Here is a 23,726-nt window from a genome sequence, read left to right as displayed (position 1 = left end):
CGCACCGGCAGGCGCCCGTTCCGCCGTGACCCCGATCACTGACGGGGACCCGTCATTCCGACAGCGCGCGTTGTCCTCGCGGACGCGGCGGACCGCATGGTCCCGGGGGCATTAGGATGGGGGAGGATCTCCGACCCCACCACCTGACTCGAACGGACCCTCTTGAACGGCAACTCGACCTTCCGGCACTCCAACGTCGCCCTCCTCTCGATCACCGAAGTCACCGCTCCGGTCGAAGTGAGATCGGAGGTGTTCGACGAGATGCTCGCCGACACCCTCGCTGAGCTCCGCCTGCCGAAGGGGCTCCTCCAGCGCGTGGCCGGCGTCCACGCCCGCCGGAACTGGGAGAAGCCGGGCGACTTCGCCACCGGGTCCGCCGAGGCCGGCCGCGCCGCGCTCGAGCAGGCGGGCATCTCCACCGATCAGGTCGGACTGATGATCAACGCCTCGGTGAGCCGCGAGAACCTCGAGCCCTCGGTGGCGACCCGCGTCCACCACGAGATCGGGCTCGGACCCCAGGCGATGAACTTCGACATCACCAACGCCTGCCTCGGCTTCGTCAACGCGATGACGGTGGCCGCGACGATGATCGATTCCGGTCAGCTCGATTACGCCGTCGTGGTCGCCGCCGAGGACGCCCAGCGCGTCCAGCAGGCAACCGTGGAACGGCTCGCGCGCCCGGGCATCAGCCGCCACGAGTACCTCAACGAGTTCGCCTCCCTCACCCTCGGCTGCGGAGCCGCGGCCGCCGTCCTCGGCCCGGCCGACCGGCACCCCGAGGGCCACCGCATCCTCGGCGGCGTGACCCGCGGCGCGACGTGGAACCACCAGCTCTGCGTGGGCGGCTTCGACGGCATGTTCACCGACACCAAGGGCCTGCTCGACAACGGCATGGAGCTCGTCACCTCCGCCTGGCACGAGGCGCTCGCCGACGGCTGGGACTGGCAGCACATGGATCGCTACATCATGCACCAGATCTCCGACGTCCACATGAAGTCGGTGGCCACCGCTGCGGAGCTCGATCCCACCCGCATCCCGAAGACCTACCCCGAGCTGGGCAACGTCGGTCCGGCCTCGCTGCCGATCACGCTCGCCCTCGAGGCGGAGAAGCTCCAGCGCGGCGAGCGCGTCCTCTGCGTCGGCGTCGGGTCCGGACTCAACACCGCGATGACGGAGATCATCTGGTGAGGTTCGATCCCGCTCCGGCGACGCTGCCCGGACCGCTGCCCGAATGGGACCCGCAGTGGTCCCGCCTGGTCACCGCGGACACCGTGGACGGGGAGCGCACCTTCCACGTCCTCGACACCCTGCCCGCGCTGCGGGCGGCCGGCCTCGAGCCCACCGGCACGATCCTCGCTCTCCACGGCAACCCGACGTGGTCGTACCTGTGGCGGCGCCTGGCGGCGGCGAGCCTGCACTCCGGATCCGGCCGCACCTGGCGGATCATCGCTCCCGACCAGCTCGAGATGGGCTTCTCCGAGCGCCTCGCCCACGACGCCCTGCCCACCACCCACGGCCCCGGCTACCGCCGGATCGCCGAACGGGTCACCGACTTCGACGCCGTCGTGCGCACCCTCCTCGCCGAGCTGCCGGACACCGCCGCAGCGGCGCACACCGGTTCCGAGTCCGGCCCGGGAACCACAGCCGACGACCACCCGATCGTCACCCTCGGACACGACTGGGGCGGCGTCCTGTCGCTCACCTGGGCCGCCCGGCATCTCGACATCGTCGACGCCGTCATCAGCCTCAACACTGCGGTGCACCAGCCGGCGGACACTCCGCTCCCGGCACCCCTGCGCGCGGCACTCGCCGGCCCCGTGCTGCCGACCTCGACCGTCCTCACCGACATGTTCCTGCGGGTCACCCTCGGCCTCGGCCAGGGGCCGCTCCGCAAGGAGATCAAGCAGGCGTTCCGCGCCCCGTACCGGACCGCGGCCGACCGGCGCGGCATCGGCGCCTTCGTCGCCGACATCCCCGCGCAGGAGACCCACCCGAGCTACGCCGAGCTCGAGCAGCTCGGGGAGGACATCGCCGGGATCGACGTCCCCGCGCTGCTCATCTGGGGGCCGAAGGACCCGGTGTTCGTCGAGCGCTACCTGCGCGATCTGCGCACGCGCCTGCCCCACGCCGACATCCACCGCTTCGAGAAGGCATCGCACCTCGTGAGCGAGGACGCCGACGTCGCTTCGCTCGTGCTGCGCTGGCTCGAGAACCGGTTCCCCGCCGACGCCGCGTCCCCGGCGCCCACGACGGCGACGGCGACGGCGACGGCGTCCGCCACGGCACCGGGAACCGCTGCGGGCGATGCCGAGCCCGCCGGACCGGACGCAGCCCGCCCCTCCGCGCCGGATGCCGATGACACGCCGCGGATGTTCGATGCGTTGCTCGCCCGCCGCGCCGATCGCTCGATCGCGAGCGTCGACATGTCCCAGAAGCCGCCGCAGGCGGTCACCTGGACGCAGCTCCACTCCGTCGTCGAGGGCATCGCCCACGGCCTGCGCGACCTCGGCCTGCGACCCGGGGACCGCGTCTCCCTGCTCGTCCAGCCGGGCAACAACCTCACCGCCGCGCTCTACGCGGTCCTCCGCGCCGGCGGCGTCGCCGTCGTCGCCGACGCCGGGCTCGGCGTCGCGGGCATGACCCGCGCCATCAGGGCCGCAGACCCGCAGTGGATCATCGGGCAGGTCCCCGGCCTCACGCTCGCGCGCACCGCGGGCTGGCCCGGTCGCCGGATCTCGGTGAGCCCGCTCGACGCGCTCGAACGCACCGCGCTCGGCGTGGAGACGTCCATCACCGAGCTCTCTCGCACCGCACCCGGCGCCCCGCTGCCGCGTCCGGCCGCGGACGACGACGCCGCGATCCTCTTCACCTCCGGATCGACCGGCCCGGCCAAGGGCGTGCGCTACACCCATGCGCGCCTCGGCGCCCTCGCCGGCATCCTGCAGACGCACCTCGGCGTCGAGCCGGGCTCGGGCCTCGTTGCCGGATTCGCGCCGTTCGCGCTCCTCGGCCCCGGGATCGGCGCGACGAGCGTCACCCCGGACATGTCGGTGACGAAGCCGCGCACGCTCACCGCGGCCGCGCTCGCCGACGCGATCATCGAGGCGGACTGCACGATGGTGTTCGCCTCCCCGGCGGCCTACCGGAACGTGTGCGCCACCGCCGGTGAGCTCACCGTCGAGCAGCGCGCGGCCTGCGACTCGATCACCCTCATCCTGTCCGCCGGCGCCCCGGTGCCGCTCAGCCTGATGAACGCGATCGCCGAGCTCTTCCCGAACGCGGAGATCCACTCGCCCTACGGGATGACCGAGGGGCTGCTCCTCACCGACATCGACCGCGAGGGCGTCGCGGCGGCCGCCGCGCAGTCGCGCGATCACGGCGTGTGCGTGGGCACCCCGGTGCCCGGCGTCGAGCTCGCCCTCGCCTCGATCGACGACTCCGGGGAATCCGCGGACACGCTCCTCACCGGCTCCGCGGCCGTCGACGTGCTCGGCGAGTTCGTCGTCTCCGCGGATCACGTCAAGGCCGGGTACGACCGGCTGTGGCTCACCGACGCGGATTCGAAGCGCGATGAGCTCGACGGGCGGACGTGGCACCGGACGAACGACATCGGCCACATCGACCCCGAGGGCCGCGTCTGGCTCGAAGGACGCCTCCAGCACATCATCACCACCGCGGCCGGCCCGGTGGGCCCGGGTGGGATCGAGGCGGTCGCCGACGAGGCCCCCGGCGTCCTCCGCAGCGCCGCCGTGGGCGTGGGTCCCGCGGGAACCCAGGCGGTGGTCGTGGTCGTCGAGGCCGACCCCGCCGCCCCCGCCGGAGCGAGGCAGAAGCCGGGACCGGCCGACATCGAGCTCACCGATGCGGTGCGCGAGGCCGTCGCGGAGCACTTCCCGCACGACATCGCCGCCGTCCTCGTCAGCCCGACCTTCCCGACGGACATCCGCCACAACTCGAAGATCGACCGCGCGCGGCTCGCCGCCTGGGCCGACTCCGTGCTCCGCGGCGAGCCCGTCGGCAAGCCCTGACAGCTCCGCTCCGCCACCGCCTGAGGAGGCATCAGTGAACGTCCTCATCACCGGCGCATCCGGCCTGCTCGGGTCCTCGGTCGCCGCCGCCCTCGTCGCCGCCGGTCACACCGTGACGACCCTGCAGCGACGTCCCTCCGGCGTCGACGGCGCCCGGGAGGTGCTCGGCAGCACGGCCGATGCGGCGACCGTCGCACGGGCGATGGAGGGTCAGGACGCCGTCATCCACCTCGCCGCGAAGGTCTCCATGGCCGGCGACCCGGCGGCGTTCGAGGCGGTGAACATCGAGGGCACGCGCATCGTCGTCGACGCCGCGCAGCGGGCCGGGGTGTCCCGCTTCGTCCACATCTCCTCCCCGTCGGTCGCGCACGCCGGCGACTCGCTCGTCGGCGCGCCCGCCGGTCCCGCCGATCCTGAACGGGCCCGCGGCGAGTACGCGCGCACGAAGGCGCACGGCGAGCTCATCGCCCTGGCCGCGGACTCCCCGGAGTTCCCGGTGCTCGTGCTGCGCCCGCACCTCATGTGGGGGCCGGGCGACACCCAGCTCACCGAGCGCATCGTCGAGCGCACCCGACAGGGTCGGATGCCGATCCTCGGGAGCGGAGCCGCGCTCGTCGACACGCTCTACGTGACGAACGCGGTCGATGCGATCGTCGCGGCCCTCGACGCCGTCGCACGCACCCACGGCGAGGCGCTCGTCGTCACCAACGGCCAGCCGCGTCCGATCGGCGAGTTCGTCTCCCGGCTGGCGCTCGCCGGCGGCGCTCCCCCGCCGACCCTGCGCATCCCGGTGGGCACCGCGCTCGCGGCCGGTTCGGCGGTCGAGAAGGTGTGGGGGCTCGGCGAGCACGACGACGAGCCGCCGCTCACCCGATTCCTCGCCGAGCAGATGTCGACGGCGCACTGGTTCGACCAGCGCCGCACCCGCGAGGTCCTCGACTGGACCCCCCGGGTGAGCATCGCCGAGGGCCTGGAGAACCTCCGGACCCACTACAGCACCTCAGCCTGACGAGACCCAGGTTCCCCCAGGTCCAGCCTCCCCCGGAACGTCGAGTGGTCATGTTCGGTCGGATACTCGCGAGTATTCGACCGAACATGACCACTCGATGCGCGACTACTTCCCGTACTCGTCGCGGAGCTTGTGCTTGAGGAGCTTGCCCGAGGCGTTGCGCGGCAGCTCGGGGACGATCTCGAGCCGGGTCGGCTTCTTGAAGCCCGCGAGCTTGTCGGACAGGAAGTCGCGCAGCTCCTCGAGCGTCGGCGGATCCTCCGGGTCGCTCGGGACGACGATCGCCACGGGCGTCTCGACCCAGGTCTCGTCCGGCGCACCCACGACCGAGGCGTCGGCGACCTTGGGATGTGCGGCGATCGCGTGCTCGACCTCGATCGAGGAGATGTTCTCGCCGCCGGAGATGATGAGGTCCTTCGCCCGGTCGACGACGTACATGAAGCCCTCCTCGTCGCGCTTGACGAGGTCGCCGGAGTGGAACCAGCCGTCGTGCGTCGCCGCCTCGGTCTCCGCCTCCTTGTTCCAGTAGCCCGCCATGAGCCCAGGCCCGCGGTAGACGACCTCGCCCATCTCGCCGACCTCGACGTCGTTGCCCTCGGCGTTGACGACGCGCACGGCGACCGGCCCGATCGCCTTGCCGATCGAGCCCATCTTGCGGATCGAGTCGTGGTTGTGGAGCTGCGCGGTCACCGGCGACATCTCGGTCTGCCCGAACGCCGCGCTGATCGTCGCGTTCGGGAAGGTGTCGGCCATGAGCTGGAGCGTCTGCTTGGAGGCCGGCGAGGCGCCCCAGGACAGGGTCTGGAGCGGCAGGTTCCGCTCCTTGATCCCGGGCAGGGAGCACAGCGCCTGCCAGATCGTCGGCACGAGGAACATCGAGGTGACCTGCTCGCGCTCGATCATGTCCGCGAGCTCCGGGATGTTCATGAGGACCTGCGGCGGCGCGAGGACGAGCCGCATCCCGGTGAAGAACGCCGGAGTGAGGAAGCCGACCGCGGCGATGTGGAACAGCGGCACGACGACGAGGTTCGCCTCCGGCGTCTCCGACGGCGGCTGGGCCGAGCGCAGGATCGGGATCATCTGGCTCGCGAAGTTGAGGTAGCTCAGCATGACGCCCTTGGGCGCCGCAGTGGTACCCGAGGTGTACATGATCATCGCGATCGAGTTCTCGTCGACGTCGACGTACTCCGCCTCGCCCCCGCCGGCGATGATCCCCGGCACGTCCTCGTCGAAGGACAGGACCTCGATGTCCGGGGCGGCTCCCGCGTCCCCGCCGATGCCGGCGACGGTCTTCGCACCGACCGCGTCGACGTACATCACCCGCGCTCCGGAGTCCTCGATGAAGTACGCGACCTCGCGCGGCACCGAGCGGACGTTGAGGGGCACGGTGATCGCCCCGATGGTGTTGATCGCGACCATCGCAGCGATGTACTCGGCCCGGTTGAGCGCGAGGATGAGGACCCGGTCGCCCGGCTGCACCCCGCGCCGCTGGAGATCCGCGGCCATCGCCTGCACCTGGGCGCGGAGCTCGCCCCACGACACGTGGCCGGCCTCCGAGGTGATGATGATCTCCTTGGGGCGGTCGATCGCGTGGAGCTCGAGCATGTTCATCCAGTGCAGTCGCCGCGAGTGGAACGGCTGGCGGTTCGGGATGGCGGGAATGGTCATATCGCACCTCTCATCACGTCGTCGTGGAGCACATCGGTGTGCTGTGGATCACAGCCTAAGGCAGGTCGGACGACCGAGCGTTCGAGTTTCGGTAAAAGTCCGGCAACGGTCCACGACGGCCGACGCCGAGGTCACAGGTGCGCGCCGCGGACCCTGGGCGGGCCCCGCGCGGCCTACTGTGCGAGACCGCCGAACAGGAGGGACACCGTCATCGCGACGATGACGGCGTTGAAGGCGAAGGCGAGGACGGTGTGCTCGCGGGCCGCCCGCCACCCGGCACGGGTCCGGATCCGCGCCCCGAGCGTCGAGGCCATCGTCGACATCATGAACGCCATGGTGAGGTAGTCGCCGAACACCGGCGGCTCGAGGAGATCGAAGTCGATCCGCTCCCCGCCCGTGTGGAGCCGCAGGTAGTGGAGGGCGTACGAGTAGACCATGACGAACCACGAGGCCGCGACGGTCGCCATCCCGAGGAGGATGAAGAGCGGGTCGGCGCGGAACGCCGCAGTCTGTGCGACCCCCAGAGTGAGCAGGGCGGCGACGAGTGCACCGGCCACGGTCCACGACCCCGCGCCGCCGTACCCCAGCAGCCGGGACCACAGCGTCGGCCGCCTCCGGCTCTGGGCGGCGGCGATCCGCACGAGCTCCTCGCGCCGGGGCCGGATGAATACCAGGTGGGTGAAGGTGACGTAGACGAGGACGAAGGCGACCCAGAAGATCATGTAGTACGGGATGAAGATGAGCTGGAAATACTTCTGCAGTCCGCCGTCGCCCACAGCCGCGGAGAGCGAGCCGTCGAACAGGCCGCTGATCGTCAGCGCGGTGGCAGCGGCGGCTCCGACGACTGCGGCGACGTTCGCGCGGAGCGTGTCGGAGAAGCGCCGGGGAACCTTCCCGTCCCCCTCCGCCGACGCCCGACGGGATCGCCGCGAGGGGCGATCGGGGTCGGCGGCGTCGCCGGTCACGGGGCTCCCGGCTCGTCGGTCCGCGGTCGCGCCTCGGGGTCGATCGGCCGGTTCCAGGAGCCGTCGCGCTTCTGCTGCCGGCGCAGCTCGCGCGCCTCCTCGCGGGCGGCCTCCTCGACCTTGAGGCGCCGGTCGCGCACCTCATGGTCCTCGCTCGGGCTCCGGTGCTCCCAGACGAGGAGCACCGCGACGAGCACGAGGCCGGCGATCGTGCCGAGGCCGAGGCTGCCCCACGGGCGCGGCAGGTTCCCGAACCCGGTGACGAGGTGCGCCCCGTAGGTGACGAGGGCGGCGGCGGCGATGGCGACGACATAGCGCATGCGCCCATCATTCCAAGGCGCCGCCCACCCGGCAAACATCCGGGAACCGGCGGTTCCGGCGCGCGCGGTGCGGGACACCGCCGGGACCCGCGGACGACACCCTCGCCCGGAGGCGAAACAGTCAATTGTGACCGGAATCACACTCCCCTACGGTGAAGACCACCGCCGCGTCCCGAAGGAGCACCCCGATGACCGCCGCCGAGGCCCCCGCATCCGCCCTCGTCCTCCGCGAGGACCACGACGGGTGGACGCTGCTCACGCTCAACCGTCCCGACAAGCTCAACGCCCTCACCGTCGCGATGTTCCGCGAGCTCCGAGCGCACGTCGAGGACCTCGCCGCCGACGCCTCGGTCGCGTGCGTGGTCCTGCGCGGCGCCGGGAAGTGCTTCTCCGCCGGCCACGACCTCGCCGACATCGCGGCGGGCGAATCGACGCCGTCCCGCGGCTGGCACAGCGAGACGCTGCGGATGCTCGAGCGGCTCCCCCAGCCGGTGATCGCCGCGGTGCACGGCCACTGCTACACCGGAGCGCTCGAGGTCGCCCTCGCCGCGGACTTCATCCTCGCCGCCGACTCCGCCCGGTTCGGCGACACCCATGCGAAATGGGCGCTCACCCCGGTCTGGGGGATGAGCCAGCGCCTGCCCCGCCGGGTGGGACCGGCCACGGCCAAGCGCCTGATGTTCACTGCGGACATGATCGACGCCGCCGAGGCGGTGCGGATCGGCCTCGCCGAGTACGCGGTCCCCGCACCCGAGTTCGACACCGAGATCGCCGCGCTCGCCGGCCGGATCGCTGAGAACTCCGCGTTCTCACACGCTGCGAACAAGCACCTCCTCCACACCACCGACGGGATGCCGCTCGACGCCGGGCTGCAGTACGAGGTGCTCGAATCGCGGGGCAAGGGCCCCGATGCCGGCGACCGGATCGCCGCGTTCACCCGCAAGGACTCCTGAGCAGCACGGCTCGGCGTCCGCCCGGCCCAAGAGCTGCTCGGCTCCGCACCCCTCCGGGCCGGGCGCGGGACAGCCGTCAGCGCGATGACGCCCGCCGCGCCCCCGTGCTGTGCCGATTCTCCCAGCGGCCCTGGCTACCATGGGGCGGATGTCCCCGCGCACTCCCGCCCGCCGCACTCCGGCGCGCCGCACCGATCAGCGATCGTCGGCGCGGAGCACCGGCACGTCCGGCGTTCGAGGGTCCGCAGGAGTCCGCACCGCCGCATCCGTCGCCGCGGGTCGCCGGGACGCACGTCCGGCCGACCGCACGAGCTCCGCGCGGCAGACCGCCTCCCGCGACGGCGGGACCCGCACCTCTGCGCCGCGCACAGCGGGCTCGCGCAGCGCCCCACGTCGCACGGCGTCGACCCGGAGCGCACCCCGCGCGGGCACCGCACGGCGCCGCCGTCGAACCCGCCGCGCCGGCCACGTCCGCGGCTCGGCCATCGGCCTCGTGGTGGCCGCCGGCTTCCTCGTCGCGGTCATGGCCCTGAGCTGGGCGTCCGATGCGCTCCTCGGCCCCTCGCCCTCCCTCATCCGGCAGTGGGAGGATGGCAGCGTGGACCGACTCAGCAGCGCCCAGATCGACAATGCGCGAACGATCATCGCCGTGGGCCGCGGTGCCGAGCTGTCCGACGACGCGATCACCATCGCCCTCATGACGGCGATGCAGGAGAGTTCGCTGCGCAACCTCGACCACGGGGACCGCGACTCCCTCGGCCTGTTCCAGCAGCGCCCGTCCCAGGGGTGGGGAACCGCGGATCAGGTGCAGGATCCCGTCTGGGCGGCCAAGGCGTTCTACGGCGTCAATCCCGAGGTCGCGAACCCCGGCCTCGCGCACATCCGCGACTGGGAGTCGATGAGTCCGACCGAGGCGGCCCAGGCCGTCCAGCGCTCGGCCTATCCGGACGCGTACGCGCAGTGGGAGGGCCTCGCGCTCGAGCTCCTGTCGACCCAGACCGGAGTCCGACCGATCGTCTGAACCCCCGGACCGACAGTCCGACCCCCCGACCACCTGAACCCCCGGACCGATCATCCGGCCCCACCCGGACCGATCGCGTGGGCGCACCCGGGCCGATCGCGTGAGCGCACCCGGATCGCACCCCGCGCCGCACGGCCGGGCACGACCGCCCACCTTGCGACGATCCCGCTCACCGGACCTCGCATCAGCGGCTCCTCGCCGCCGGCCGCGAGAGGTGTACCATTCCGTCCATGACTCATCCGCCGGTCACCCCCGCCCGTCCGGGCACCCACGTCGCCGAGCCCGTCGATCCGAGCACCGGACCGCACGACGGACTCCATCACGTCGACGACATCGCCGCGATCGAACGGACCGCCGAGGTCTTCAAGGCCCTCGCCACCCCCTCGCGCCTGCGCATCCTCCTCGTCCTCTCCCACGGACGATCGACGGTGACGAACATCGTCGAGCTCACCGGCCTGTCGCAGCCGCTCGTGTCCCAGCACCTCAAGCTCCTGCGCGGGCTCCACCTCGTGAGCGTCCAGCGCTCGGGCCGCGAGGCGATCTACAGCCTCAAGGACGACCACGTCGCCCACATCATCCTCGACGCGATGGAGCACTCGACCGAAGCCGTCGAGGACTGAACCGGGGCGGGCTCGGCACCGGGCCCCGGGCGACCACGCTGTCGCCGGCCGAGCGCCGAGGCCCGGACGACCGCCCGTCGCCGGCCGAGCGCCGCTCACCGCACCGGCGTCGTCGCGGCTCAGCGCCGGGAGAGCATCCGGCGACCGCCGGACACCCACCACACGCTCAGCGCCACGAGCCCCATGCCGACGAGCTGTCCGAGCGCGGGCTCGTCGCCGGCGAGCAGCACGCCCAGGACGAGCGCCGAGAGCGGCTGGAGGAGCATGAGGGAGGCGCCCACCTCGGCGCGCACACCGGTCGCCGCAGCGCTGAGCAGAAGCCACGGGAGCACCTGGCCGAGCAGCGCGAGCGCCACGAGCCAGCCGACCATGTCCGCGGTCGGCACGAGGAGCAGGGAGCCGGTGACCGCGCCGTAGACGCCGACCGTGGCCGCCGCCGCGCTCGTCGACACCGCGACCGGAACCGCGATGAACCGCGCGTCGATCACCCGGCAGCGGTGGTTCCCGTAGAGGTACACGCCGTAGCACACCCCCGCGAGCACGCCGAGGATGCCGCCGCGCAGGGGGTCGACCGCGAACGGGTCGGCGCCGAGGATCCCCGCGGCGAGCACGAGGCCCACGACCATGACCGGCAGCGCGACGAGGAACTGGACCGAGGGTCGGTCGCGGTGGAGCAGCCACAGCAGCCCGGGGAACACGAACACCTGGGTGCTGATGAGGAGGGTCGAGACCGCCGCACCGGTGTCGAGCACGGCCTGGGCCCACATGATGAAGTCCGCACCGAGGAACACGCCCCCGGCGGCGGCGACCCCGAGCATCGCTCCGCGCGGGCGGCCCCGCCGGCGGACCTCGAGGAGCGCGAGCGGCAGGAGCACGAGCGCGGCGAGGAAGCAGCGGTGGAAGGCCGCGGTCGTCGCGTTCGCACCGGAGACGGCGACGAACACCGCCGAGGAGCCGAGCAGCACCGCCCCCACCACGACGAGCGCGGGTGCGGGCAGGGTGCGGGTCATGCGTGCGCGGCGGAGCCCGCCCGGCTCGCGAGGCGCTCCTGGAAGCGCCGGACCCGGCCGAGCGCCTCGTGCGTCCGCTCGGGTCCTGCGGCGAGCGACAGCCGGACCCAGCGGTTCCCGTGGACGGAGTCGAAATCGAGACCCGGGGTGAGCGCGACGTGCTCCTCCTCGAGGAGCGCGGCGCACCACGCGGTGGCGTCGGGGTACGGGCCGAGCACGCCGTCGATCCGCGCGTACATGTAGAACGCCCCGTCGGCCGGCGCGATGTCGCGCCAGCCGAGCTCGTCGAGCGCGTCGAGGACGTACTGCCGGGCCGCGGCGAAGCCGGCGACCGCGTGCTCGCCCTCCGCGTAGGCGGCATCGGTGAACGCCTCGATCGCGGCATGCTGGGCGGGCACCGGCGGGCACAGCGTGAGGTTCCCGGTGATCGCGAGGCACGGTTCGACGAGGTCCTGCGGCAGGATCGTCCAGCCCAGCCGCCACCCGGTCATGCCCCAGAACTTCGAGAACGAAGAGATGACGACCGCATCCTCGTCGAAGGCGAGCGCCGTCTCGCCGGTCGAGTCGGTGAAGGTGATGCCGTGGTAGATCTCGTCCGAGATCAGCCGCACATCGTGCTCGCGGCACCAGTCGGCGAGCTCACGCATCTGCGCCGCGTCGAGCATGGTGCCCGTGGGGTTCGCCGGGGAGGCGACGAGCAGCCCGGACAGCGGCGCCTCGGCGTGTGCGCGGTCGAGGAGCTCGACGGTCGGCTGGAACCGCTCCTCGACCCCGCAGTCGAGCTCGACGACCTCGCAGCCGAGCGCGGCGAGGATGTTCTTGTACGCCGCGTACCCCGGCCGCGCGAGGGCGACGCGGTCGCCGACGTCGAACAGGGCGAGGAAGGTCATGGTGAAAGCGCCCGAGGAGCCGGTGGTGACGAACACCCGCTCGGGCGGGACATCGAGCCCGTACCAGCGCCGGTAGTGGCCGGCGATCGCCTCGCGCAGCGGACGGATGCCCTGGACTGGGGAGTACCCGAGCTCGGTCCCGTCGGTGAGCACTTCGGCGGCGCGCGCCCGGACCCCGGCCGGCGCGCCCTGGGCGGGCTCGCCCACGCACAGGGAGATGACCTCGGCGCCAGCGGCCCGGAGCTCGGCGACGCGCTCGATGATGTTCATCACCGCGAAGGCGGGCACGCCGCGGGCGCGGTCGGAGATCCTGGGCGGCCGCGCGGCACCGGGCGCCGCGGCGGGATCCGAGGACTGCGGGGCGAGCGGGGCGGTCCCCGTGCGCGGGGTCGCCGCGGCGGAGGGGGTCGAGTCGTTCATGCCCTCACTGTGCCACACGCGCACCGGCCCGTCACCCGCGCGGCACCGCCACCCCGCGCGCCGGTTCAGACGTCGCCGACGGGCCAGGTGTGGACCGGCTCCTCGGTCTGCTGATGGGTGAGGTAGAGCTCCATGACGCGGGCGAGCGCGGCCCGGCGCTCCGGGGTGTCCGGCTCCGTGACGCGCGGCTTGAGGGCGTTGAGGGTGCGCAGCTGCCAGGTGGCGCCGTTCTGCCGGGTCCGGGCGCGCTCCTCGATGATCGACATGTAGTGCTCGATCATGTCCTCGTCGGCCTCGAGCATCGCGAGACCCCGGCGGGCGCGCGGGGCGAGCACGGTGCGCACGAGCTCGGCGACGTCGACCCGGCCGGCCTTGGGCCACACGACCCGGGAGTACAGGCCGGAGCGGGCCGCGGAGAAGAAGTTCGATTCCGCATCGGCGAACGACAGGCGGGACCAGACGGGCCGGTTCTCCTCGGTGAGGAACTTGACGAGCCCGTAGTAGAAGGCGGCGTCGGCGACCATGTCGGCGACCGTCGGCCCGGCCGGCAGCAGCCGGTTCTCGACCCGGATGTGCGCGAGCTCGTCCTCCGCGGGCGCGTAGATCGGGCGGTTCCACCGCCACACCGTGCCGTTGTGGAGGTTGAGGGCGTGGAGGGTGGGGGCGCTGCCCTGCATGACCGGGGTGCCCGCGTCCTCGCGCGACTCCGGCAGCATCGGCGGGAAGTAGCGGACGTTCTCCTCGAAGAGGTCGAACACGCTCGTGATCCACCGTTCGCCGAACCACACGCGCGGGCGCACCCCCTGGGTGACGAGCTCCGGGGTGCGGGTGTCGATCGACTGGCTGAAGACCGGGATGCGGTTCTCGTGCCACAGTTTGCGCCCCATGAAGAGCGGGGAGTTCGCGCTGAGCGCGACCTGGATCCCGGCGATCGCCTGCGAGGCGTTCCAGGCTCCGGCGAACCGGTTGGGGGCGACCTGGAGGTGTAGCTGCATCGAGGTGCAGCTCGATTCCGGGGCAATGTCCGCGAAGTCGTGCTGGTAGTACTCGCGGTCGGTGATGTCGATCCGCACGAGCTCGCCGCGGGCATCGAGCACGGCGTTGCTCAGCGCCCGGTACCGGTTCTCCTCGGTCATCCACGCGGGGTCCTCGAGGAACTCGGTGGTGAGGGTCGGCAGGGTGCCGATCATCCCGATCCGGGCGCCCTGCGCCCGGGCGCCGGCGTGGGCGGCGGCGAGGCGGGCGCGCAGCCCGGACTCGAGCTCGCGCAGCCCCGTGCCGGAGACCTGGAGGACGGGATGGTTGAGCTCGATGTTGTACGAGCCGATCTCGCTCTGGAACTCCGGGGAGTCGATCGCCTCGAGCACCTTCTCGTTGACGCGGTACGGCTGCATCTCCTCGTCGACGAGATTGAGCTCGAGCTCCATCCCGATCGTCCCGTGGTCGACGAAGGTCGCCTCCTGGAGGTAGGAGTCGAAGGTCTCCAGGTCGGCGTTGAGGAGTTCCCGGTAGCGCGTGCGCTGCTCGGGGGTGTATCGCTGTGAGGAAACGGCATCGCCCATGGGAACAGACAACCACACCTGCGCCCGGATGGCACCGGTGAATCACGGAGCGGACACGGAATGAGACCCGCCGGGACGCCCGCGGGCGCGACCCCGGCGATCCCGGCATCCCCGCCGGCGGTGCGGTCACGGCCCCGCCCGCGCGAGCCGCTCCCGCCTCCTCGGCAGCAGTACGCCCACGGCCGGGTCCGTCCCGCGGCCGACGGACTACAGTGGCAGTGCATCGATCCACCGCCGGGGCACCCGCCCCGGCGCGCCCGCCGCCCCGCCGGTCCCGCGGCCCGTGCGCCGCAGCGGACCGGGACCGCCGACGCCCAGGAGGCCCCGTGCCGCACGCACCCCTCGCCGAACTCGACCGTCCCGCCCTCGTCGCCGCCGCGCAGGACGCCCTGCCCCACATGCTCGCCGACATCGAACGGGTGATCTCGATCGAGACCCCGAGCGACGACACGGATGCCGTGGCCCGCGGGGCCGCCGACTTCGCGGCCCTCATCGAGGAGCGCCTCGGCGTCGCCCCGGAGTCGCTCGTCGTCGACGGCACCACGCATCTGCGGCTGCGCTTCGGCTCCGGGCCGACGCGGGTCGTGCTCGTCAACCACCAGGACACCGTGTGGCCCCACGGCACCCTCGAGCGGCTGCCGTTCAGCACCGCGGACGGGGTCCTCCGGGGGCCGGGCAGCTTCGACATGCTCACCGGCGCGATCATGAGCGTGTGGGCGACCCGGATGCTGCTCCAGGCCGCCGGCGTCGCGGTCCCGCCGACCGACGGCGCTGCGGGTGATGCAGGCGCGGCAGAGGGGTTGCCGGCCGCCGAGGTGCTCGCGGGTCTGTCGATCCTCGTCACCGGCGACGAGGAGATCGGCTCGGTGACGTCCTCCGATCTCATCCGCGCCGAGGCGCGCGAGGCCCGTGCGGTGTTCGTCATGGAGGCATCCGCCGACGGGGCGCTCAAGCTGTCGCGCAAGGGCACGTCGATGTACACGGTCCTCGTCCACGGGAAGGCCGCGCACGCCGGGCTCGAGCCGGAGAAGGGGATCCACGCCGGGCTCGAGCTCGCGCATCAGATGCAGGTGGTCGCCGAGCTCGCCGACGCGGAGGCGCAGACGACGGTGACGCCGACGAAGTTCTCCGGCGGGACGACGACGAACACCGTGCCGGCGCTCGGGCAGTTCGACATCGACGTCCGCGCGCTCACCGCCGAGGAGCAGCAGCGGGTCGACGACGCGATCCGGGGCCTCTCCCCGCGCATCGAGGGCACCCGGATCGAGGTGCGCGGCGGGATCAACCGGCCGCCGTTCGAGAAGGAGATGTCGGCCGCGCTGTTCGAGCGGGCGGTCGCCCTCGCCGCCGACCTCGGGATCGAGCAGCCGCGCGGAGTGCCGGTGGGCGGCGCCTCGGACGGCAACTTCACCGCCGGCGACGGCATCCCCACGCTCGACGGGCTCGGCGCTGTGGGCGACGGCGCGCATGCCGAGCACGAGCACGCGATCATCGAGCACATCCCGCCGCGCACCGCGCTGCTCGCCGCCCTCATCGCCGACTCCCTCTCCGAAACATCAATTTCCGAAGGTTCCTGAGAGCGAATCCGCACTTCTTCGCAATCTCAGGCGATGATCCGGCCGAGGTCGGATTCGAGCTCGGCCGGGGTCCGCGCGGTGAACAGCCAGTCGCGGAACACCGCGTCCGGGGCGATCCGGGTGCGTTCTGCGAGATCGTGCTCGCGGACGAGGTACCAGCGGTAGCCGTGCGGGGCGAGGAGCGCCTCGAGTTCCCGGCCGTCGGCCTGCCCGTGGAGCACCTCGCAGAGGATGTCGGGTCGGTACCGGGCGAGGAGTTCCTGACCGTGCGCGAGCACGGCGTTCTCCGCTCCCTCGACGTCGATCTTCATGACGACCCGCTCCCGCCCTGCGGCAGCGAGTCCGCCAACGGGCCCGCCGTCGATCGCACCATCGAGACCGCCACCGTGGGCGCCGTCGAGCAGGTCGTCGAGAGCGGTGAAGACGACCTCGTCCCCGTCGTCGAACTCCATCGACGCGGAGTAGAAGGACGGGAGCGCCGACCCGCCCTCGCCGCTCGGGACGCGCATCCGCATTCCCGAGGCGCCCACCCCGGTCGGGTGGACCTCCACCCGGTGAGCGATCCCGTTGCGCTCGAGGTTCCGCTCGAGCCCGGCGACGACTGCCGGGATCATCTCGAAGGCATGGGCCCGGAGCCGGGGGTTCGCCGCCGCGGCGGCCACCGTGAAGACGCCGGTGTAGGCGCCGACGTCGAGGAGGACGTCGGCCGTGCGGGCGAGCGCGGTGACGATGTCGAGGGCGAGTGCATCAGCGGGATCCGGGCGCCGGCCCCGCCCCCAGTAGAACTCCTTGGCGATCTCGCACCGCGCCGGATCGACGAGCACGAAGCGGGCGCCGGCGGCGGTGCCGGCCACCTCGGCGAGTCCGGCCGGGGCCGGCAACCGGCCTGCGCGGACCCCGGGGACGGTGCGCGCCGCGAGACGCAGCGCGGGATGGAGGGGACGGGCGGCCAGCGCGGTCTTGACGAGCGGTTTGAGGCCGAACCACCGCTGCCTGCGTCCTCGGAACGTGCTCCTGTAATCCGCCATCGGATCTCTCCCGCATTCCCGCGCGAGCGTCGCCCGCGCTGCTCGGTGAACTCGGATCGCTGTCCTGCCACGGTACTACGCACCGACCGCTCCCGCTGTCCGGTCACCCCGGACCGACCGGGTGCGCGGATCGCCCGCCCACGCCCGACGCCCTCACTGGACCCGCTCCCGGTCCCCTGCTCCCGCGGCGGCGACCGGCCCGGTTGCTAGGCTGGGTGGCAGCCGTCGTCCGCACCTCGGCCCGAGCAGCCGTGCGCCTCCCGCTGCACGCCCCGCTCCCGGTCCGGCGCGGACGCGCCCAACGCACCTGCGACGAAGGAAGTGCCCTCCCATGCAGCTCACCGCTCTCCGCCTCCACCGCGTCTCGATCCCGCTCGTCAGCCCCTTCACCACGTCGTTCATGACGGAGACCGAGAAGGACTGCTACCTCGTCGAGGCGACCTTCGACACCGAGAACGGCGAGGTCACCGGCTGGGGCGAATCCGTCGCGATGATCGCGCCGCTGTACTCCGACGAGTACGTCGACGGCGGAATGGCGGTGACCCGCGACTGGCTCGCACCGATCCTCTACGGCGTCGAGGATCTCACCGCGGAGACCGTGGGCTGGCACCTGCGGCACGTCATCGGCCACCGGATGTCGAAGTCGGCCCTCGAGATGGCCGTCATCGAGGCCCAGCTCAAGTCGCACGGACAGTCGTTCAAGGAGTACCTCGGCGGCGTCGTCGACACGATCCCCTCGGGCGTCTCCGTGGGCATCCAGGACTCCGTCGCGGACACCGTGCGGGTCATCGGCGAGTACCTCGAGGAGGGCTACGCCCGGATCAAGCTCAAGATCAAGCCCGGCGCCGACATCGAGCCGGTCGCCGCCGTCCGCCGGGAGTTCGGCGACGACTTCCTGTTCCAGGTCGACGCGAACGCCGCCTACACCCTCGTCGACGCCGCGCACCTGAAGAAGCTCGACGACTACGGCCTCCTCCTCATCGAGCAGCCGCTCGGCGAGGCCGACATCCGCCAGCACTCCGAGCTCGCGAAGCTCATGGACACGCCGATGTGCCTCGACGAGTCGATCGTCTCCGCCGAGGCGGCGGCCGACGCGATCGCGCTCGGCGCCACCTCGGTCATCAACATCAAGCCGGGCCGGGTGGGCGGCTTCATCGAGGCCAAGCGCATCCACGATCTCGCCGCCGCCCACGGCGTCGCGGTCTGGCACGGCGGGATGGTCGAGACCGGGCTGGGCCGGGCGGCCAACGCCGCCATGGCCTCGCTGCCCGGCTTCACTCTGCCCGGCGACGTGTCCGGCTCCAAGCGGTTCTTCCACGAGGACATCACCGAGGAGATCGTCATGCACGACGGCGTCGTCGACGTCCCCACCGGGCCCGGCTTCGGCGTGACGATCGATCCGGCGCAGCTCGCCAAGTTCACCACCGACACCGTGGAGATCACCCGGAAGTGAGCGGCCGCCCATGACCCCGTACGGCACCGCAGCGCCCGCCCCGAGCGCCGAGGGGACCCGCCCCTTCGCCGCGGCCCTCGCCCGCGCGCACTCCGCCGGCCGGGCGCTCGTGCTCGACGGCGCCTCGGGCACCGAGCTCGAGCGGATGGGCGCCGACGTCTCCGGCGACCTGTGGGCCGCCGCTCTCCTCGACACCGACCCCGCACGCGTCACGGCGATGCACCGGGCGTACCTCGAGGCCGGGGCCGAGATCCTCGAGTCGATCACCTACCAGGCGACGGTCCCCGGGCTCGTCGCCGCCGGGCACTCGGCCGCCCGCGCCCGGGAGCTCCTCGTCCGCTCGTGGCACCTCGTCGGCGCGGTGGTCGACGGGCACACCGGCCCCCACGGCGCACCGGTGCTCGCCGCGTCGTCGATCGGCCCGTACGGGGCGTACCTGGCCGACGGCTCCGAGTACACCGGGGCCTATCCGGCCGGCATCGACGGCGAGGATCTCGCGGAGTTCCATGCCGAGAGGATCGATCTCCTCGCCGCAGCCGGCTGCCGACTGTTCGCCTGCGAGACGATCCCGCACGCCGCAGAGGTCACCGCCCTCGTCGCGGTCATGGACGCGCACCCCGATGCCGAATGGTGGCTCAGCCTCTCGATCCGCCGCGACGGCGCGGGGCGGATCCTGCTCGCCGACGGGACCCCCGTGTCCGAGGTGCTCGCCGGGCTCCCCGCCCCCGGAGCAGCCGGTGCGCCGGCGGCGGTGGGCATCAACTGCTGCCCCGCGGCACTCGTCGCCCCGGCGCTCGCAGAGATCGCAGCCGGCGGGTACGCGGCCCTCGCGTACCCGAACTCCGGGGAGATCTACGACGCGGCCACGGGCACCTGGTCCCCGCCGGCGGACGGCCCGGAGGACTCGGGCGGCCCGGAGAGCACGGGCGGTCGGGAGAACGCGGGCGGTCCGGTCGGTGCGGAGGCCTCGGCACCGACACCGCGCGGCGACCTCGCCGCGGCAGCGGCGCTGTGGGTGGGGGCAGGTGCGGTCATGGTCGGCGGCTGCTGCCGGACCGCTCCCGAGGACATCGGCGCGCTCGCCGCAGTGCTCTGACGGCCGCCGGCTTCTGCCAGCTCCCGGCGCTGACGGCCCCCGGCGCCGACGGATCCCGCCGGATGCGGCCCCGGACCGCTGGACTGACGGGCCGGCGCCGGTCCTCCGGGCCGGCGCCGGTCCGCCGGCTCCGCGCCGCAGCGGCGCCCGCCTCAGCCGATGTTCTGCGCGACCATCGTCTGCAGGCCGTACCCGATCCCCCCGTGCTCATCGGTGAGCTCGGTATGGACCACACCGCCCTGACCGGGGGTGACGATCGACTGGGAGTTCATCCGGATCCACTCCCCCGAAGGCTCGCGGTCGAGCACGACGTGGAGGTCGCAGTTGATGAGCCGGTGCTGCTTCGGGTCGACCGGCAGGCTCACGCCGCCGCCGGAGTCGGCGAGGACGAGCGCGCGCTGCCAGCCGGTGGGCTCCTCGCCCTCGACGAGGGCATTGCGCTGCCGACCCCACACGAGCGCGGGCTTCCGGTCCCCGCCCTCGATGAACCGCCATTCGACGGCGGTGCCGTATCCGCCGGTGTGCGCACCGGGGATCGTGCTCGTCAGCTTCGCTGCGGGCAGATCCCCCGGCCGGATCCGGGGGTCGCCGGGATCGCGGCGACCCGGTACGAGCGGATAGTCCGCGGGCGCGGCGAGGATCCGCCAGGCGCGGGCGAGGAGCGCGGGCCGTCCGCCGGCCGAGGCGGTCGCGGCGACGAGCTCCATCGAGCGTCCGCTGCGGAGCACCTCGGTGGTGATCTCGAGCTCGGCGACCGGGACCGGTCCGAGGATGTCGATGCGCACGTCGGCGAGCCGCTGACCCTCCTTCGGATCGACGGCGAGCATCTGCCGGGCGAGGAGTGCGGACGGCGGACCGGCGTGCTGGAACTCCGGGCTCCACGGGCCCGCAGTCATCGGTGTCGATTCGAACCGGGTGTCGTCGAGCTGGCGGTAGAAGGCCTCCATGGGCAGTGCTCCTCACGTAGTCGGGCGGGCTTCCCCCAGCCTAGGCGACGCCGCGGCGAGGGGTGATGCAGGTCTCACCGCCGACCGGCACCTCGGCTCCGGCCCCGATCCCGCAGAGCTCGCCGGCGTCGACCGCGCGCTCGAGCTGGAGCGTCGCATGGGCGAGCGAGGGGTCGAAATGGGCGGCGAGGCACGCGCGCAGATCGCGGAGGACCTCCGGGGCTCGCCCGTCGCCGAAGCAGGCCTCGTCGACGACGACGTGCGCGGTGATCACCGGCAATCGCGAGTCGATCGCGGCGACATGGAGGTCATGGACCCCGCGGACGTGCGGACGCTCCGCGAGGTGCCGGCGCACCTCGGCGAGGTCGATCTCCTCGGGCACGCTCTCGAGGAGGATCCGCAGCACGGCGCGGAGGATGAGCAGCGCCCGGGGCAGGATGACGAGCGCGATGACGATCCCGCCGACCGCATCGGCCCGGGCCCACCCGGTGGTCCACAGGACCACGGCCGCGACGATCACCGCGAGGGAGCCGAGCGTGTCGGCGGCGACCTCGAGGAACGCGGCCCGGAGGTTGAGGCCGTCCTGCCGATGGGAGCGGAGGATGAGGAGCCCGGCGATGTTCGCGGCGAGGCCGAGCGCGCCGAACACGAGGAGCAGCCCGCCGGGGACCTCGGGCGGCGCGGCGAGCCGCCGGATGCCCTCGACGAGGCCGTAGACCCCGACCGCCGCGAGCAGCGTCGCCTGCGCGCCTGCGGCGAGCACCTCGACGCGGCGCAGGCCCCAGGTCCGGCGCGCGGTCGCCGGACGCCCGGCGAGCCCGACGGCGACGAAGGCCATCGCGAGGCCGCTGACATCGACGACCATGTGGGCCGCATCGGCGAGGAGGGCGAGGGAGCCGGTGACAAGGGCGCCGATGATCTCGGCGACCGCGACCGCTCCGGTGAGCGCGAGGACGATCCCCAGCCGCGTGCGGCTGCTCGCCGCGCTGCCGTGATCGTGCGTCGTCGCCATCGGATGCTCCTCCCTGTCGCGGCTCCCATTATATATCAACGCATGATTATACGTCTATGCATCGGGCGGGGAATGACGGTGCCCCCGCTGATCGGATCAGCAAGGGCACCGTCGGGAGGCGGGGGTTCGGCGCCTCAGCGCTCGTCGTCGTCCGCGGGGCCCTCGGACCCGGGACCCTCGGTGTCGTCGGATGCACTGCCCTCGGAACCGTCGACGGTCGGTCCGTGCCCGCTCCGGCGGCCGCGCAGGGCCTCCTCGATGAGGGCGTTGACGTCGATCCCGGTCGAGCGTCTCACGTCGTCGCCGAGCCTGCCGAGTCCCGCGGCGAAGTCCGCGCCCGTGGCGCCGCGCGGGTCGGCGTCGCCGCGGACGTCGGTCGGGGTGACCTCGTCGTCGCGCTCGGTGCGAGAGCCGTCCCGGCCGTCCGGCGCGCCGCTGCGTGCACCGGTCGTCCCGGCGGTGTAGCGCTCGATGATGTCGGAGATCGCACTCGCGGCATCCGCGGCGCTGCGCGGCGCTCCGTCCGCGCCGGTCCCGAACCCGCCGGACTTCCCCGAGGCCCGCTTGACCATGTCGGCGAGGTCGACGCCGGTGGTGCCGCGGAGCACCTCGAGCACCGAGGCGAGGTTCGACGACATGCTCTGCGCGAGCTTCGACTCGCCGTCGGTCGACACGATCGACAGGTCCTTGATGTTCGCATAGGGCTCGACGAGCTTGCCCGCGAGGCTCGGCAGGGTGCGGAGCACCTGGTTGAGCACGGCGGCGTCGTTGAAGTGCGCGTAGGCGGCGGCCTGCTTCTCGAGCGCCTCCGCCTCGGCCGCGCCCTGAGCGCGCCGGGCCTCGGCCTCGGCCTCACCCTTCGCCCGGATCGCGGAGGCCTCGGAATCACCCTCGAGGCGCACGGCCTCGGCATCCTTCGAGCGGCGCGCGAACTCGGCCGCGGCGTCGGCCTCACCGCGCGCCCGGGTGGCGGCGGCCTCGGCCTCACCGGCGAGGCGCACAGCCTCGGCGTCCTTGGACCGGCGGGCGAGCTCGGCGGCGGCCTGCGCCTCACCCTCGAGCTTGACGGCCTCGGCCTCTTTCTCACGGCGGTGGAGCGCGGCCGCCGCCTCGGCGCGACCGCGCGCGTCGATCTCGTAGGCCTGCGCGTCGGCCTCGGCCTGCCGACGGTACTTCTCCGCATCCGCCGGGCGCTTGACCTCGGCCTCGAGCTGCTCGGCCCGGAGCTCGGCCTGCTCCTTGGCGACGATCCGCTCCTTCTCGAGGAGCTTCTGCTGCTCAGCGGCCGCCGACAGCGGGCCGGCGTTGTCCGCCACGGCCTGGCGGACGTCGGCGTCCTCCTTGAGCTCCGCCCGGCGGATCGCGAGCTGCTGCTGCTGCTCGGCGATCGCCTGGTCGGTGAGCGCCTGCTGACGCTGGGTCTCCTCGTTCTGCAGGGCTTCGGCGACCGCGGCCTCGCGGTGGGCGTTGGCCTCTGCGATCGCGGCGTTCTTCGCGACCTCGGCAGCCTGCGGGCGACCCCAGTCGCGCAGGTAGGAGCCCTCGTCCTCGACCGCGGAGATCTGGAAGGTGTCGATGACGAGACCCTGGTTGTTCATCGAGTGGGCCGATTCCTCCTGCACCTGGGCGGCGAAGGAGGCCCGGTCCTGGATGATCTGCTCGACGGTGAGCGTGCCGACGACCGCGCGCAGCGTGCCGGACAGGATCTCCTGGCTGTAGTGGTCGATCTGCGCCTGCTGGTCGAGGAAGCGCTGGGCGGCCCGCCGGACGTCGTCGACGTTGCCGCCGACCTTGACCTGGGCGACTCCGCGCAGTCGCAGCGCGATGCCGTTCTTCGAGATGCCGTCGATCTCGACCTGGATCTGCCGCGAGGACAGCGACATGACGAAGGCCTTCTGGACGATCGGGTAGACGACGGCGCGCCCGCCGATGACCACCCTGCCGCCCTGGGCGACGTCCTCGCTCGAGGAGCCGCGGCCGGTGATGATGAGCGCCTCCGAGGGTGACGCGATGCGATACGAGCGGAGCAGGACGAAGATCCCGAGGAGCACGACGAGGACGATCGCCGCGATGATGACGAGGACGAGGGGATCCGGCATGAGCGCGGCCTTTCACGGGGCGGAACGACGGTGTGCTCCCCACTATGC

At 72.7% G+C, this 23,726-nt stretch carries 19 protein-coding genes; 9 read left to right on the top strand and 10 right to left on the bottom strand.

The genetic code is table 11. The features are described from left to right. Positions 1–162: 162 nt before the first annotated feature. The 3 genes from C1A17_RS11215 to C1A17_RS11205 are packed head-to-tail and all read left to right on the top strand — an operon-like array spanning position 163 to position 5,037. Positions 163–1,188, top strand: coding sequence for a 3-oxoacyl-ACP synthase III (locus tag C1A17_RS11215; protein ID WP_101653051.1), 1,026 nt, complete (start codon positions 163–165; stop codon positions 1,186–1,188). Then, the gene (locus C1A17_RS11210; protein WP_180953309.1) at positions 1,185–4,028 is read left to right on the top strand and encodes an alpha/beta fold hydrolase; all 2,844 of its coding nucleotides are present in this window, start codon (positions 1,185–1,187) and stop codon (positions 4,026–4,028) included. Before C1A17_RS11215 ends, C1A17_RS11210 begins: the two co-directional genes overlap by 4 nt. 34 nt (positions 4,029–4,062) lie before the next feature. Further along, positions 4,063–5,037 carry an NAD-dependent epimerase/dehydratase family protein gene (locus C1A17_RS11205; protein WP_180953308.1) on the top strand — a complete coding sequence of 325 codons (975 nt, stop codon included), beginning with the start codon at positions 4,063–4,065 and terminating at the stop codon, positions 5,035–5,037. A gap of 105 nt (positions 5,038–5,142) precedes the next feature. On the opposite strand, the gene C1A17_RS11200 is transcribed toward C1A17_RS11205, so the two are convergent. The 3 genes from C1A17_RS11200 to C1A17_RS11190 all read right to left on the bottom strand — a co-directional run bounded on the left by C1A17_RS11200 (position 5,143) and on the right by C1A17_RS11190 (position 7,990). Beyond that, positions 5,143–6,705, bottom strand: a complete 1,563-nt coding sequence (locus tag C1A17_RS11200) for an AMP-binding protein (protein ID WP_101653048.1) — start codon at positions 6,703–6,705, stop codon at positions 5,143–5,145. 173 nt (positions 6,706–6,878) lie between these two features. Continuing rightward, positions 6,879–7,670 carry a DUF1345 domain-containing protein gene (locus tag C1A17_RS11195; RefSeq protein WP_101653047.1) on the bottom strand — a complete coding sequence of 264 codons (792 nt, stop codon included), beginning with the start codon at positions 7,668–7,670 and terminating at the stop codon, positions 6,879–6,881. After that, the gene (locus tag C1A17_RS11190) at positions 7,667–7,990 is read right to left on the bottom strand and encodes a hypothetical protein (RefSeq protein WP_101653046.1); all 324 of its coding nucleotides are present in this window, start codon (positions 7,988–7,990) and stop codon (positions 7,667–7,669) included. Before C1A17_RS11190 ends, C1A17_RS11195 begins: the two co-directional genes overlap by 4 nt. 188 nt (positions 7,991–8,178) lie before the next feature. On the opposite strand from C1A17_RS11190, the gene C1A17_RS11185 reads away from it, so the two are divergent. The 3 genes from C1A17_RS11185 (at position 8,179) to C1A17_RS11175 (ending at position 10,584) form a co-directional block, all read left to right on the top strand. Further along, positions 8,179–8,943, top strand: coding sequence for an enoyl-CoA hydratase/isomerase family protein (locus C1A17_RS11185; protein ID WP_101653045.1), 765 nt, complete (start codon positions 8,179–8,181; stop codon positions 8,941–8,943). 148 nt (positions 8,944–9,091) lie between these two features. Next, positions 9,092–9,964, top strand: a complete 873-nt coding sequence (locus C1A17_RS14770) for a hypothetical protein (RefSeq protein WP_342750313.1) — start codon at positions 9,092–9,094, stop codon at positions 9,962–9,964. 230 nt (positions 9,965–10,194) lie between these two features. Next, on the top strand, positions 10,195–10,584 hold the full coding sequence (locus tag C1A17_RS11175) for a metalloregulator ArsR/SmtB family transcription factor (protein ID WP_101653044.1): 390 nt from the start codon (positions 10,195–10,197) through the stop codon (positions 10,582–10,584). Positions 10,585–10,703: 119 nt separating this feature from the next. On the opposite strand, the gene C1A17_RS11170 is transcribed toward C1A17_RS11175, so the two are convergent. The 3 genes from C1A17_RS11170 to C1A17_RS11160 form a co-directional block, all read right to left on the bottom strand. Next, on the bottom strand, positions 10,704–11,594 hold the full coding sequence (locus C1A17_RS11170; RefSeq protein WP_101653043.1) for a DMT family transporter: 891 nt from the start codon (positions 11,592–11,594) through the stop codon (positions 10,704–10,706). Further along, positions 11,591–12,904, bottom strand: a complete 1,314-nt coding sequence (locus tag C1A17_RS11165; protein WP_101653042.1) for a pyridoxal phosphate-dependent aminotransferase — start codon at positions 12,902–12,904, stop codon at positions 11,591–11,593. Before C1A17_RS11165 ends, C1A17_RS11170 begins: the two co-directional genes overlap by 4 nt. Before the next feature lie 65 nt (positions 12,905–12,969). Continuing rightward, complete coding sequence (locus tag C1A17_RS11160; protein ID WP_101653041.1) at positions 12,970–14,466, bottom strand: glutamate-cysteine ligase family protein; 1,497 nt, start codon at positions 14,464–14,466, stop codon at positions 12,970–12,972. Positions 14,467–14,792: 326 nt separating this feature from the next. On the opposite strand from C1A17_RS11160, the gene C1A17_RS11155 reads away from it, so the two are divergent. Continuing rightward, the gene (locus C1A17_RS11155; RefSeq protein WP_342750312.1) at positions 14,793–16,043 is read left to right on the top strand and encodes a M20 family metallopeptidase; all 1,251 of its coding nucleotides are present in this window, start codon (positions 14,793–14,795) and stop codon (positions 16,041–16,043) included. Positions 16,044–16,069: 26 nt separating this feature from the next. Here the strand turns inward: C1A17_RS11155 and C1A17_RS11150 are convergent, their stop codons facing one another. Continuing rightward, the gene (locus C1A17_RS11150; protein ID WP_101653040.1) at positions 16,070–17,071 is read right to left on the bottom strand and encodes an FkbM family methyltransferase; all 1,002 of its coding nucleotides are present in this window, start codon (positions 17,069–17,071) and stop codon (positions 16,070–16,072) included. Between the two features lie 331 nt (positions 17,072–17,402). Between C1A17_RS11150 and menC the strand changes: the two genes are divergently transcribed. Continuing rightward, positions 17,403–18,524, top strand: coding sequence for an o-succinylbenzoate synthase (gene menC / locus C1A17_RS11145; protein ID WP_101653039.1), 1,122 nt, complete (start codon positions 17,403–17,405; stop codon positions 18,522–18,524). A gap of 10 nt (positions 18,525–18,534) precedes the next feature. Further along, the gene (gene mmuM, locus C1A17_RS11140) at positions 18,535–19,620 is read left to right on the top strand and encodes a homocysteine S-methyltransferase (protein ID WP_101653038.1); all 1,086 of its coding nucleotides are present in this window, start codon (positions 18,535–18,537) and stop codon (positions 19,618–19,620) included. 152 nt (positions 19,621–19,772) lie between these two features. Here the strand turns inward: mmuM and C1A17_RS11135 are convergent, their stop codons facing one another. From C1A17_RS11135 to C1A17_RS11125, 3 genes are all read right to left on the bottom strand, one after another. Further along, the gene (locus tag C1A17_RS11135) at positions 19,773–20,567 is read right to left on the bottom strand and encodes a thioesterase family protein (RefSeq protein ID WP_101653037.1); all 795 of its coding nucleotides are present in this window, start codon (positions 20,565–20,567) and stop codon (positions 19,773–19,775) included. Between the two features lie 40 nt (positions 20,568–20,607). Beyond that, positions 20,608–21,579: a cation diffusion facilitator family transporter gene (locus tag C1A17_RS11130; RefSeq protein WP_101653036.1), complete on the bottom strand. Its 972-nt coding sequence runs from the start codon at positions 21,577–21,579 to the stop codon at positions 20,608–20,610. Positions 21,580–21,713: 134 nt separating this feature from the next. Then, positions 21,714–23,678 (bottom strand): SPFH domain-containing protein, encoded by a 1,965-nt coding sequence (locus C1A17_RS11125; protein WP_101653035.1) that lies wholly within the window; start codon positions 23,676–23,678, stop codon positions 21,714–21,716. Positions 23,679–23,726 lie beyond the last annotated feature (48 nt).

Origin of the sequence: Brevibacterium ihuae (assembly GCF_900184225.1) — a bacterium.
Taxonomy (GTDB): Bacteria; Actinomycetota; Actinomycetes; order Actinomycetales; family Brevibacteriaceae; genus Brevibacterium; species Brevibacterium ihuae.
This window is presented reverse-complemented; position numbering and strand designations above follow the sequence as displayed.

Bases quoted from the DNA above. Each gene is read 5' to 3' on its own strand.
- C1A17_RS11170 (WP_101653043.1), bottom strand. From the start codon at position 11,594: ATGACCCGCACCCTGCCCGCACCCGCGCTCGTCGTGGTGGGGGCGGTG.
- C1A17_RS11185 (WP_101653045.1), top strand. From the start codon at position 8,179: ATGACCGCCGCCGAGGCCCCCGCATCCGCCCTCGTCCTCCGCGAGGAC.
- mmuM (WP_101653038.1), top strand. From the start codon at position 18,535: ATGACCCCGTACGGCACCGCAGCGCCCGCCCCGAGCGCCGAGGGGACC.
- C1A17_RS11130 (WP_101653036.1), bottom strand. From the start codon at position 21,579: ATGGCGACGACGCACGATCACGGCAGCGCGGCGAGCAGCCGCACGCGG.
- C1A17_RS11125 (WP_101653035.1), bottom strand. From the start codon at position 23,678: ATGCCGGATCCCCTCGTCCTCGTCATCATCGCGGCGATCGTCCTCGTC.
- C1A17_RS11175 (WP_101653044.1), top strand. From the start codon at position 10,195: ATGACTCATCCGCCGGTCACCCCCGCCCGTCCGGGCACCCACGTCGCC.
- C1A17_RS11160 (WP_101653041.1), bottom strand. From the start codon at position 14,466: ATGGGCGATGCCGTTTCCTCACAGCGATACACCCCCGAGCAGCGCACG.
- C1A17_RS11150 (WP_101653040.1), bottom strand. From the start codon at position 17,071: ATGGCGGATTACAGGAGCACGTTCCGAGGACGCAGGCAGCGGTGGTTC.
- menC (WP_101653039.1), top strand. From the start codon at position 17,403: ATGCAGCTCACCGCTCTCCGCCTCCACCGCGTCTCGATCCCGCTCGTC.
- C1A17_RS11165 (WP_101653042.1), bottom strand. From the start codon at position 12,904: ATGAACGACTCGACCCCCTCCGCCGCGGCGACCCCGCGCACGGGGACC.
- C1A17_RS14770 (WP_342750313.1), top strand. From the start codon at position 9,092: ATGTCCCCGCGCACTCCCGCCCGCCGCACTCCGGCGCGCCGCACCGAT.
- C1A17_RS11200 (WP_101653048.1), bottom strand. From the start codon at position 6,705: ATGACCATTCCCGCCATCCCGAACCGCCAGCCGTTCCACTCGCGGCGA.
- C1A17_RS11135 (WP_101653037.1), bottom strand. From the start codon at position 20,567: ATGGAGGCCTTCTACCGCCAGCTCGACGACACCCGGTTCGAATCGACA.
- C1A17_RS11190 (WP_101653046.1), bottom strand. From the start codon at position 7,990: ATGCGCTATGTCGTCGCCATCGCCGCCGCCGCCCTCGTCACCTACGGG.